Raw genomic sequence first — 12,272 nt, 5'->3', positions numbered from 1 at the left:
TGTCGCCGCTGTCGCACCGCGCTGACCGTGCGCGCTCCGAGGGCGGCGACAGCCGCATTTTCCCAGCTCCAAGCCCCAGGAAGTGACATGCCTCCGAAGAAGAAGCTCGTCAAGACGTTCACGCTTCAGCTGCCGGCGGGCCAGGCCACGCCGGCGCCGCCGGTCGGCCCCGCGCTCGGCCAGCACGGCGTGAACATCATGGAGTTCTGCAAGTCCTACAACTCGCAGACCGAGTCCCAGCGGGGCGACATCGTCCCCGCCGAGATCAGCGTCTACGAGGACCGGTCCTTCACCTTCGTGCTGAAGACCCCGCCCGCTGCCCGGCTGCTGATCAAGGCCGCCGGTGTGCAGAAGGGCTCGGGTGTTCCGCAGTCCGAGAAGGTCGGGTCGGTCAGCCGCGCCCAGCTGCGTGAGATCGCCGAGAAGAAGATGGCCGACCTCAACGCCAACGACCTGGCCCAGGCCGAGAAGATCATCGCCGGCACCGCCCGGTCGATGGGCATCACCGTCAACGACTGACGTCGGCCAAAGCCTTCGACCCGACCGTGGGAGGGCTCGCGCCGAGCGGCCCGCCAGAGACCACAGGAGTAATCAGCAATGCAGCGCAGCAAGAGCTACCGCAAGGCCGCCGATGTCATCGACCGGTCGAAGCTCTACACCCCCTCCGAGGCCGTGAAGCTGGCCAAGGAGACCACCAACGTCAAGTTCGACGCCACGGTTGAGGTCGCCATGCGCCTCGGCGTCGACCCCCGTAAGGCGGACCAGATGGTCCGCGGCGTGGTCAACCTGCCGCACGGCACCGGTAAGACCGCCCGCGTGATCGTGTTCGCCAGCGGCGCGAAGGCCGAAGAGGCCGCCGCCGCGGGTGCCGACGAGGTGGGCACCGACGAGCTGGTCGCCCGGATCCAGGGTGGTTGGCTGGACTTCGACGCGGCGATCGCCACGCCGGACCAGATGGCCAAGATCGGCCGGATCGCGCGGATCCTGGGCCCGCGCGGTCTCATGCCGAACCCGAAGACCGGCACTGTGACCATGGACGTCACCAAGGCGGTGCAGGACATCAAGGGTGGCAAGATCACCTTCCGGGTGGACAAGCACTCCAACCTGCACCTGATCATCGGCAAGGCCTCCTTCACGGAGAGCCAGCTGGTGGACAACTACGCTGCGGTGCTCGACGAGGTGCTGCGTGCCAAGCCGTCCGCGTCCAAGGGCAAGTACCTCCGCAAGGTCATCCTGACCACCACGATGGGCCCGGGTGTCCCGGTCGACCCGAACCTGGTGAAGAACCTCCGGGAGGACCAGGCCGAGGCCTGAGCCGACAGTTCGCTCCGCCGGGGCGCCGCCACTACGGGGGCGGCGCCCCGGCGCGTTTGAGATGTGGCAGGCTCGGCCCATGCGGCTGGAAGACGTCTGGTTGCGGTACCACCGGCGCGGGCCGTGGGTGCTGCGAGGCATTGACGTGCACATCGGTCCGGGCGAGGCGGCGGTCGTGCTGGGCCGCAACGGGGTGGGCAAGTCGACGCTGCTCCAGGTGGCCGCCGGCGTGCTCCGGCCGGGCCGGGGCCGGGTCACCGGCCGCCCGACGCGGGTGGGCTGGGTGCCGGAGCGTTTCCCGGCCGACCAGCCGTTCACCGTGGTCCGCTATCTCACCGGGATGGCCCGGGTGGCGGGGTTGCGCGGAGCGGCGGCCGACGAGGCGGTGACATCCTGGACCGACCGGCTCGGGTTGTCCGCCTTCCGCTCGGTCCGACTGCCCGAGCTGTCCAAGGGCACCGCGCAGAAGGTGGGCCTGGCCCAGGCGATGCTGCGCCCGCCGGGCCTGCTGGTGCTCGACGAGCCGTGGGAGGGGCTGGACGCCGCCACCCGCGAGCTGGTTCCCGAGCTGATCGCCGAGGTGCTCGCCGCCGACGGCGCCGTTCTGGTCAGCGACCACCGTGGCGAGACGATCCGGCTGCCGGCCGCGCGCCGCTGGCTGGTGGCCGACGGTTCGCTGACCGAGGAGACGTCGTCGGCGGACGAGACGTTCGCCGTGGTCGAGGTCGCGGTGCCGGCCGCGCGGGTCGCCGGCACCGTCGCCCGGTTGCGCGCCGAGGGCCACCACGTCCTGGGAGTACGCGCCGACGCCTCCACCGCCGCCGCACAGGCGCGACCCGCCGCACCGTCGATCCGATCGGCGACCGGTGAGCCGACACCCGCGCAGTCCGGGGCCGACCAGGGCGTCGACCCGATGATCGAGCCAGCAGCGGGGGAGGCCCGGTGATCCCCCTGGTGCGGATGCGGTTGGCCGGTTTCCTGCGGACCGGGCGTGCGGTGGCCCCGTTGCTCGCCGGCCTGGTCGTTCTCGGCACCCTCTACGGCGGTGGCCGCGCACAACCGGCGGAGGCGTACGGCGTCTCGGCCGTGGTCCTCTTCCCGGTCGTCGCCTGGCAGACCAAGATCCTTCTGGACGTGGAGCCGGACGTGCAGCGCCGCCTGGCGCAGGTGGCGGTCGGGGTGGCCCGCGAGCGGCTTGCCGGGCTCCTCGCCGCCGGTGTGGTGGCTCTGGTGACGGTGGCCGTGGCGCTGCTCTTTCCGTGGCTGGTCGGCGGGGTCTCCGGCCCGGTCGACCCGGGGGACCGGTCGATCCCGGTCGGGCTCGCGCTGGGAGTGTGGGCGCACCTGCTCGCCGTACCCGCTGCGGTTGCCCTCGGCGCGCTGGCCAGCCGGGCGTCGGTGGGCGGTGCCGGGTACGGCGTCGCGGTGCTGGCCCTCGGCGGGGTCGGCGCGGTGGTGCTCGGCCTGAGTGGGTCGGTGGCCCCCTGGCTGGCGCCGCCGATCATGGCCGCCGCACGCACCACCGGTGGCGACGCGGCCGCGCTGACCCTGCTGGGGTTGAGCGGGTGGGCGCTGGCCTGGAGCGCTGCGGTGCTCGGCGGCTATCTGTGGCGGCGGCGGGCCCAGGGCTGACCGCTGCCAGCGTCCGTGGCGCGGCTCACCCACCGCGATTTGGCGCTGGTGGCCGGGGCGCGTACTCTTCAACCGTCATCCGTGTTCTCACGGATGAGGAACCACCCAGAGACCGCTGGTCACCGTGCTTCGGCACGGTCGAAGGCCCCGCGACATCGGGCGACCCGCGTAGGGCGGCAAGCGTAACTCGGCAGTGTTCATGGTCCGCCGACCGTGATGATCTTCCGGCCCTCGCCCCGTGCGCCCTGCGCCGGGGCTTTTCGTTGTCGTGCTGCCTCCGCCCCCGTTCCCGCCTCGGCGGTGACGGGGACCAGCCTCGAGTAACGAGAGAGGAGGGACATGGCGGACAAGCCGATCCGGGCCGACAAGGCCACGGCCGTTGCTGAGCTGACCGAGAGTTTCCGCAGCTCGGGCGCCACCGTGCTGACCGAGTACCGCGGTCTGACGGTTTCCCAGCTCACCCAGCTTCGGCGCTCGCTCGGCGCCGACACCAGCTACACGGTCGCGAAGAACACGCTCGCGAAGCGTGCTGCGACGGACGCGGGCATCACCGGCCTCGACGAGCTGTTCACCGGTCCTACCGCGCTGACTTTCGTTTCGGGCGACGTCGTCGAGGCGGCGAAGGGGCTTCGCGACTTCGCGAAGGCCAACCCGAAGCTCGTCATCAAGGGCGGTGTCTTCGAGGGCAAGGCCATTTCTGCGGCCGAGGTCACGAAGCTTGCCGACCTGGAGTCCCGCGAGGTGCTGCTGGCCAAGCTGGCCGGCGCGATGAAGGGCAACCTGAGCAAGGCTGCGGCCCTGTTCCAGGCCCCGCTGTCGAAGACCGCCCGCCTGGCGGCAGCTCTGCAGGACAAGCGCGAGAAGGAGGGCGCCGAGGCGGCCTGATGGTCCCCACGGCGCACCAGTTCTTACTTAACAGAATCAGGAAAGGACGCCAGATATGGCGAAGCTCAGCACTGTCGAGCTGCTCGACGCGTTCAAGGAGATGACGCTGATCGAGCTCTCTGAGTTCGTGAAGCAGTTCGAGGAGACCTTCGAGGTCACCGCCGCGGCTCCGGTCGCCATGGCGGGCCCGGGTGGCGGCGGCGGCGCTGCTGCTGCTCCGGTCGAGGAGGAGAAGGACGAGTTCGACGTCATCCTCGAGGCTGACGGCGGCAAGAAGATCCAGGTCATCAAGGTCGTGCGTGAGCTGACCGGCCTGGGCCTCAAGGAGGCCAAGGACGCGGTCGAGTCCGCGCCGAAGGCCATCCTTGAGAAGGTCAACAAGGAGACCGCCGACAAGGCGAAGGCCAAGCTCGAGGGCGAAGGCGCCAAGGTCACCCTCAAGTGACCTGAGCTCCACCAGCGCGCGTGTCCCGGCTCGTGAGCCGGGACACGATCGCATCGCGGCGGGCGGTGATCCGACACGGATCGCCGCCCGCCGTGTTGGTGGATCCGGCGCCGACCGGCTCTGAGCTGGGCCAGGACCACCGGCGCCAGCGGCCCGAACGAGCGCGGAGGGTCGCCCGCCAGGAGGAAAGAAGCGGCGACCCGGATACCGGCCCTTGACGCGGCCCCAGGCTGCCAGGCACGCTGACACCAGCAAGACACCGCGCTTGCGACGGCCACGACGTGGGTATGACAGCGGCGGCACCATCGGCCGCTTCGACCTGAGCGGCCCAGTGGGGACGTTGCGTTCTGAGCGGCCCGGCAGACCCCGGTTGACGGGGGCCGAGGCACGTTCCGCAAACTACCTGCGGGGTGGGCTGGACAGCGGTTAGCCTCTCGGCTACACTGCTAGTTTGCGCTGCCTTCCGACTTGACCCCTGCTCGGAAATGTCCGTTTACGGATATTTCTGGTGGGGTCATTGGAGTGCACGCGTACCAGCCGTTCTGCAGCACCGGTCCTCGGAAGGACGCATCTTGGCAGCTTCCCGCCCTGCGAAGACCAGTCGTACGTCGAGCGCATTCGCTCCCCGCCGAGTTTCATTCGGCAGGATCACCGAACACCTCGAGGTCCCCAACCTCCTTGCCATTCAAAACGAGTCCTTCGACTGGCTCGTCGGCAACGAGGCTTGGCAGGGCCGGTCGGCGGACGACCCGCACGCACGCTCGGGTCTCGCGGAGATCCTTGAAGAGATCAGTCCCATTGAGGACTTCTCCGGCACCATGTCGCTCTCCTTCTCGGCGCCACGCTTCGACGAGGTCAAGGCCTCGATCGAGGAGTGCAAGGAGAAGGACCTGACCTACTGCGCTCCGCTCTTCGTGACCGCGGAGTTCACCAACAACACCACTGGCGAGATCAAGAGCCAGACGGTGTTCATGGGTGACTTCCCGATGATGACGCCCAAGGGCACCTTCGTCATCAACGGCACCGAGCGCGTCGTGGTGAGCCAGCTCGTCCGGTCCCCGGGCGTGTACTTCTCCAAGGAGCCGGACAAGACCTCCGACCGCGACCTCTCCAGCGTCAAGGTCATCCCGAGTCGGGGTGCCTGGCTGGAGTTTGACATTGACAAGCGCGACACGGTCGGCGTTCGTATCGACCGTAAGCGTCGGCAGGCCGTCACGGTCCTGCTCAAGGCCGTCGGATGGTCGGCTGAGCGGATCCGCGAGCGGTTCGGCTGGTCCGAGCTGATGATGACCACGCTCGAGAAGGACCACATCGCCGGAGCCGACGAGGCCCTGCTCGACATCTACCGCAAGCTGCGCCCTGGCGAGCCGCCGACGCGCGAGAACGCCCAGACCCTGCTCGACAACCTCTTCTTCAACCCGAAGAGGTACGACGTCGCCAAGGTCGGGCGCTACAAGTTCAACAAGAAGCTCGAAGTTGGCGTGCCGATCACCACTGGCACGCTGACCGAGGACGACATCGTCGCCACCGTGGAATACCTGTGCCGGCTGCACGCCGGTGAGGACGGCTACGAGGCCGACGACATCGACCACTTCGGCAACCGTCGCCTGCGCACCGTGGGTGAGCTGATCCAGAACCAGGTTCGGGTCGGCCTGTCCCGCATGGAGCGGGTCGTCCGCGAGCGGATGACCACGCAGGACGTCGAGGCGATCACGCCGCAGACCCTGATCAACATCCGCCCGGTGGTGGCGGCGATCAAGGAGTTCTTCGGTACGTCGCAGCTGTCCCAGTTCATGGACCAGACCAACCCGCTGGCGGGCTTGACCCACCGGCGCCGGCTGAGCGCGCTCGGCCCGGGTGGTCTGTCCCGTGAGCGGGCCGGCTTCGAGGTCCGCGACGTGCACCCGTCCCACTACGGCCGGATGTGCCCGATCGAGACGCCGGAAGGCCCGAACATCGGCCTGATCGGCGCCCTGTCCACCTTCGCCCGGGTCAACCCGTTCGGCTTCATCGAGACGCCGTACCGGAAGGTCGTCGAGGGTCGGGTCACCGACCAGATCGACTACCTGACCGCGGACGAGGAGGACCGGTTCGTCAAGGCCCAGGCCAACGCGCGCCTGAAGGCTGACGGCACGTTCGCCGAGGAGCGGGTGCTCTGCCGTCGTAAGGGCGGCGAGACCGAGGACGTCGTCCCCGGTGCCGTCGACTACATGGACGTCTCGCCCCGGCAGATGACCTCGGTCGCGACCGCCATGATCCCGTTCCTCGAGCACGACGACGCCAACCGGGCACTGATGGGCGCGAACATGCAGCGCCAGGCGGTGCCGCTGGTCAAGGCCGAGGCGCCGCTCGTGGGTACGGGCATGGAATACCGGGCCGCGGTCGACGCTGGCGACGTGGTCGTCGCCGAGGTCGGCGGTGTGATCGAGGATCTCTGCGCCGACTACGTCACCATCCACCAGGATGACGGCCACCGCCGGACGTACCTGCTGCACAAGTTCCGCCGCTCCAACGCCGGCTCCTGCGTCAACCAGAAGCCGGTGGTCTTCGAGGGCGACCGCGTCGAGGCCGGTCAGGTCATCGCCGACGGTCCGTGCACCGACGAAGGCGAGATGGCACTCGGACGCAACCTGCTGGTGGCGTTCATGTGCTGGGAGGGTCACAACTACGAGGACGCGATCATCCTGTCGCAGCGCCTCGTGCAGCAGGACGTGCTCACCTCGATCCACATCGAGGAGCACGAGGTCGACGCCCGGGACACCAAGCTCGGTCCGGAGGAGATCACCCGCGACATCCCGAACGTCAGCGAGGAAATGCTCGCTGACCTCGACGAGCGCGGCATCATCCGGATCGGTGCCGAGGTCGTCCCCGGTGACATCCTGGTCGGCAAGGTCACGCCCAAGGGTGAGACCGAGCTGACCCCGGAGGAGCGACTGCTCCGCGCGATCTTCGGTGAGAAGGCGCGTGAGGTTCGGGACACCTCGCTGAAGGTGCCGCACGGCGAGACCGGCACGGTCATCGGTGTGCGCACGTTCTCCCGCGAGGACGGCGACGAGTTGCCGCCGGGTGTCAACGAGCTGGTCCGGGTCTACGTCGCCCAGAAGCGCAAGATCCAGGACGGCGACAAGCTCGCCGGCCGGCACGGCAACAAGGGCGTCATCTCGAAGATCCTTCCGATCGAGGACATGCCGTTCCTTGAGGACGGCACCCCGGTCGACATCGTGCTCAACCCGCTCGGTGTGCCGAGCCGGATGAACATCGGCCAGGTTCTGGAGACCCACCTCGGTTGGGTCGCCAAGACCGGTTGGAAGGTCGAGGGTGACGACGCCGACTGGAAGCGCCAGCTCCGCTCGATCGACGCGCACGAGTCCGAGGGGGACACCAACGTGGCCACCCCGGTCTTCGACGGTGCCCGCGAGGAGGAGATCTCCGGTCTGCTCGAGTCGAGCCTGCCCAACCGGGACGGCAAGCAGCTGATCGGGCGTACCGGCAAGGCGCAGCTGTTCGACGGTCGTTCCGGCGAGCCGCTGCCCGACCCGATCGCGGTCGGCTACGTCTACATCCTGAAGCTCAACCACCTGGTCGACGACAAGATCCACGCTCGTTCGACCGGGCCGTACTCGATGATCACGCAGCAGCCGCTGGGTGGTAAGGCGCAGTTCGGTGGTCAGCGTTTCGGTGAGATGGAGTGCTGGGCGATGCAGGCGTACGGCGCCGCGTACGCCCTGCAGGAGCTGCTCACGATCAAGTCCGACGACGTGCTCGGCCGGGTGAAGGTCTACGAGGCCATCGTCAAGGGCGAGAACATCCCGGAGCCGGGCATCCCGGAGTCGTTCAAGGTGCTGCTCAAGGAGCTGCAGTCGCTGTGCCTCAACGTTGAGGTGCTCTCCAGCGACGGTGTGGCCCTGGAAATGCGCGAGACCGACGACGAGGTGTTCCGGGCCGCTGAGGAGCTGGGCATCGACCTGTCCCGGCGCGAGCCGAGCTCGGTCGAAGAGGTCTGAGGTGAGCGGTCGGGGGGCGGGTCGCCCGCCCCCCGACCCCGCCCGAGAATTAGCAGTACAGACGACGACATAGGGGACATAGTGCTCGACGTCAACTTCTTCGACGAGCTGCGCATTGGTCTCGCCACCGCCGACGACATCCGTCAGTGGTCGCACGGCGAGGTCAAGAAGCCTGAGACGATCAACTACCGCACCCTGAAGCCGGAGAAGGACGGGCTCTTCTGCGAGAAGATCTTCGGTCCGCAGCGCGACTGGGAGTGCTACTGCGGTAAGTACAAGCGCGTTCGGTTCAAGGGCATCATCTGTGAGCGCTGCGGCGTCGAGGTGACTCGCTCCAAGGTCCGTCGTGAGCGGATGGGGCACATCGAGCTCGCTGCTCCGGTGACCCACATCTGGTACTTCAAGGGCGTTCCGAGCCGGCTGGGCTACCTGCTGGACCTCGCCCCCAAGGACCTCGAAAAGATCATCTACTTCGCCTCGTACGTCGTGACGAGCGTGGACGCGGAGTCGCGTCACCGTGACCTCTCGACGATCGAGAACGAGATCCTGGCCGAGAAGCGGCAGTCCGAGAACAGCCGCGACTCGGAGATCGAGAAGCGCGCCGCCAAGCTCGAGGCCGACCTGGCCGAGCTGGAGGCCGAGGGCGCGAAGGCGGACGTCCGGCGCAAGGTCAAGGAGGGCGGAGAGCGCGAAATGCGCCAGATCCGCGACCGGGCCCAGCGCGAGATCGACCGCCTGGACGAGGTGCTGGACACCTTCCGCAAGCTGGAGCCGAAGCAGCTGGTCACCGACGAGCTGCTCTACCGCGAGCTGCGCGACCGGTTCGGTGAGTACTTCACCGGTTCCATGGGCGCGGAGGCGATCAAGGCGCTGGTCCAGAACATGGACCTCGACGCCGAGGCCGAGAGCCTGCGGGAGACCATCCGGTCCGGCAAGGGCCAGCGGAAGATCCGGGCGCTCAAGCGGCTCAAGGTCGTGGCGGCGTTCCTGAACACCCGCAACTCGCCGCTCGGCATGGTGCTGGACTGCGTCCCGGTCATCCCGCCGGACCTGCGCCCGATGGTGCAGCTCGACGGTGGCCGGTTCGCGACCTCGGACCTGAACGACCTGTACCGCCGCGTGATCAACCGGAACAACCGCCTCAAGCGGCTGATCGACCTCGGTGCTCCCGAGATCATCGTCAACAACGAGAAGCGGATGCTCCAGGAGGCCGTCGACGCGCTGTTCGACAACGGCCGTCGCGGCCGGCCGGTCACCGGCCCGGGTAACCGCCCGCTCAAGTCGCTGTCCGACATGCTCAAGGGCAAGCAGGGCCGGTTCCGCCAGAACCTGCTGGGCAAGCGCGTCGACTACTCCGGCCGTTCGGTCATCGTGGTCGGCCCGAAGCTCAAGCTGCACCAGTGTGGTCTGCCCAAGCAGATGGCCCTGGAGCTGTTCAAGCCGTTCGTCATGAAGCGGCTGGTGGACCTCAACCACGCGCAGAACATCAAGTCCGCCAAGCGGATGGTCGAGCGTCAGCGCCCGGTCGTGTGGGACGTGCTGGAAGAGGTCATCGGCGAGCACCCGGTGCTGCTCAACCGGGCGCCGACCCTGCACCGCCTGGGCATCCAGGCCTTCGAGCCGCAGCTGGTCGAGGGCAAGGCCATCCAGATCCACCCGCTGGTTTGCACGGCGTTCAACGCCGACTTCGACGGTGACCAGATGGCGGTGCACGTGCCGCTGTCCGCCGAGGCTCAGGCCGAGGCGCGGATCCTGATGCTGTCGTCGAACAACATCCTCAAGCCGGCCGACGGTAAGCCGGTCACCATGCCCACCCAGGACATGGTCATCGGTCTCTACCACCTCACCCACCTCACCGCCGGTGAGAAGGGCGAGGGCCGGGCGTTCAGCTCGGACGCCGAGGCGCGGATGGCCTTCGACAACGGTGAGCTGCACCTGCAGGCGCCCGTCAAGATCCGCCTTCGTGGTGTGGTCGAGGTCGACAACGGTGCCGGCGCCGAGGCGTGGTCCGCTCCGGAGGGCTTCGTCGAGGGTGACGCGCTGACCGTGGAGACCACCCTGGGTCGGGTGCTGTTCAACGAGACGCTGCCGCAGGGCTACCGCTTCGTGAACTACGAGATCCGCAAGGGTCAGCTCTCCGCGATCGTCAACGACCTCGCCGAGCGCTTCCCCAAGGTGGCGCTGGCCGCCACCCTGGACGGGCTCAAGGAGGCCGGTTTCCACTGGGCCACCTGGTCCGGCGTGACGATCGGCATGGAGGACGTCATCGCTCCGCCGCGCAAGGCGGAGATCCTGGCGAAGTACGAGAAGGAAGCCGACCGGATCGACAAGCAGTACCAGCGTGGTCTGATGACCGCCGAGGAGCGTCGCGGCGAGCTCATCGAGATCTGGACCAAGGCGACCAACGAGGTCGCCAAGGAGATGGACACCGCGCTGCCGCAGGAGAACCCACTGTGGAAGATGATCCACTCGGGTGCCCGCGGTAACCTGCTCCAGCTCCGGCAGATCGCGGCGATCCGTGGTCTGGTGGCCAACCCGAAGGGCGAGATCATCCCGCGGCCGATCAAGGCCAGCTACCGGGAGGGTCTGTCCGTGCTGGAGTACTTCATCTCCACGCACGGTGCTCGTAAGGGTCTCGCCGACACCGCGCTGCGGACCGCCGACTCGGGTTACCTGACCCGTCGTCTGGTGGACGTCTCGCAGGACGTCATCATCCGTGAAGAGGACTGCGGCACCGACCGGGCGATCCCGATGCAGATCGGCGAGAAGCTGGACGGCAAGCTCGTCGTCCACACCCACGCCGAGACCAGCGTGCACGCCCGGACGCTGGCCGACGACATCAAGGGGCCGGACGGCACCGTGGTGGCCGAGCGCGGCCAGGACATCAACTCCATCGGGGTCGACAAGATCGTCGCCGCCGGCGTGGAGACGGTCCGGGTGCGCAGCGTGCTCACCTGCGAGTCCAAGCTGGGTGTCTGCGCGGCCTGCTACGGCCGGTCGCTGCCGACCGGTAAGTCGGTCGACATCGGCGAGGCGGTCGGCATCATCGCCGCCCAGTCCATCGGTGAGCCCGGTACGCAGCTGACGATGCGTACCTTCCACACCGGTGGTGTCGCTGGTGAGGACATCACCCAGGGTCTGCCGCGTGTTCAGGAAATCTTCGAGGCTCGGGTCCCGAAGGGTAAGGCGCCCATTGCCGACACCCCCGGCCGGATCCGGATCGAGGACGGCGAGCGCTCGCGCAAGATCATCGTGGTGCCGGACGACGGCAGCGAAGAGATCGTCTACGACAAGATCTCGAAGCGCGTCAAGCTCCGGACCCACGACGGCGGTCACGTCGCGGTCGGCGAGAAGCTGACCGAGGGCACCATCGACCCGCACGAGCTTCTGCGGATCATGGGTCCGCGGGCGGTCCAGGTCCACCTGACCAGTGAGGTCCAGGAGGTCTACCGCTCGCAGGGTGTGCTCATCCACGACAAGCACATCGAGATCATCATCCGCCAGATGCTCAAGCGGGTGACGGTCATCGACTCCGGCTCGACCGAGTTCCTGCCGGGTGTGCTGGTCGACCGGGCGCTGTTCGAGTCGGAGAACCGCCGACTCGTCTCGGAGGGCGGCGAGCCCGCCGCTGGTCGTCCGGTGCTGATGGGTATCACCAAGGCCTCGCTGGCCACGGACTCCTGGCTCTCGGCGGCCTCCTTCCAGGAGACCACCCGGGTGCTGACCGACGCTGCGATCAACTCGCGCAGCGACTCGCTGGTCGGCCTCAAGGAGAACGTGATCATCGGAAAGCTCATCCCGGCCGGTACGGGCATCAGCAAGTACCGCAACGTCCGGGTGGAGCCGACCGAGGAGGCCAAGGCCAAGGTCTACTCGATGACCGGGTACCCGGAAACCGACTACGGCTTCGGGCCGGCCGGCGGGCAGGCTGTGCCGCTGGACGACTTCGACTTCGGGTCGTACCGCTAAGCACCAATCGCACGACGAGGCCC

8 protein-coding genes are annotated in these 12,272 nt (G+C 68.1%); all 8 read left to right on the top strand.

The features are described from left to right. Positions 1-87: 87 nt before the first annotated feature. The 8 genes from rplK (at position 88) to KBX46_RS03580 (ending at position 12,249) form a co-directional block, all read left to right on the top strand. Positions 88-519 (top strand): 50S ribosomal protein L11, encoded by a 432-nt coding sequence (gene rplK / locus KBX46_RS03615; RefSeq protein WP_088950247.1) that lies wholly within the window; start codon positions 88-90, stop codon positions 517-519. A 78-nt stretch (positions 520-597) separates the two neighbouring features. Next, positions 598-1,314, top strand: a complete 717-nt coding sequence (rplA, locus tag KBX46_RS03610; RefSeq protein ID WP_088950246.1) for a 50S ribosomal protein L1 — start codon at positions 598-600, stop codon at positions 1,312-1,314. A 79-nt stretch (positions 1,315-1,393) separates the two neighbouring features. Further along, on the top strand, positions 1,394-2,260 hold the full coding sequence (locus KBX46_RS03605) for an ATP-binding cassette domain-containing protein (protein WP_210790862.1): 867 nt from the start codon (positions 1,394-1,396) through the stop codon (positions 2,258-2,260). Continuing rightward, positions 2,257-2,946, top strand: a complete 690-nt coding sequence (locus KBX46_RS03600; protein ID WP_210790860.1) for a hypothetical protein — start codon at positions 2,257-2,259, stop codon at positions 2,944-2,946. The genes KBX46_RS03605 and KBX46_RS03600 overlap by 4 nt, the downstream gene beginning before the upstream one ends. 339 nt (positions 2,947-3,285) lie before the next feature. Continuing rightward, positions 3,286-3,831 (top strand): 50S ribosomal protein L10, encoded by a 546-nt coding sequence (rplJ, locus tag KBX46_RS03595; protein WP_030329872.1) that lies wholly within the window; start codon positions 3,286-3,288, stop codon positions 3,829-3,831. Positions 3,832-3,886: 55 nt separating this feature from the next. After that, positions 3,887-4,276, top strand: a complete 390-nt coding sequence (gene rplL / locus KBX46_RS03590; protein WP_088950244.1) for a 50S ribosomal protein L7/L12 — start codon at positions 3,887-3,889, stop codon at positions 4,274-4,276. Positions 4,277-4,848: 572 nt separating this feature from the next. Continuing rightward, a complete protein-coding gene (locus KBX46_RS03585; RefSeq protein WP_088950243.1) occupies positions 4,849-8,280 on the top strand; it encodes a DNA-directed RNA polymerase subunit beta in 3,432 nt (1,143 codons plus the stop codon). A gap of 81 nt (positions 8,281-8,361) precedes the next feature. Next, positions 8,362-12,249, top strand: coding sequence for a DNA-directed RNA polymerase subunit beta' (locus KBX46_RS03580; RefSeq protein WP_088950242.1), 3,888 nt, complete (start codon positions 8,362-8,364; stop codon positions 12,247-12,249). The last annotated feature ends 23 nt before the right edge of the window (positions 12,250-12,272 follow it).

The organism is Micromonospora sp. C81 (genome assembly GCF_018070425.1).
Classification (GTDB): domain Bacteria; phylum Actinomycetota; class Actinomycetes; order Mycobacteriales; family Micromonosporaceae; genus Micromonospora; species Micromonospora zamorensis.
The sequence above is the reverse complement of the archived record's forward strand: the minus strand, read 5'-3'. Positions and strand labels throughout refer to the sequence as shown.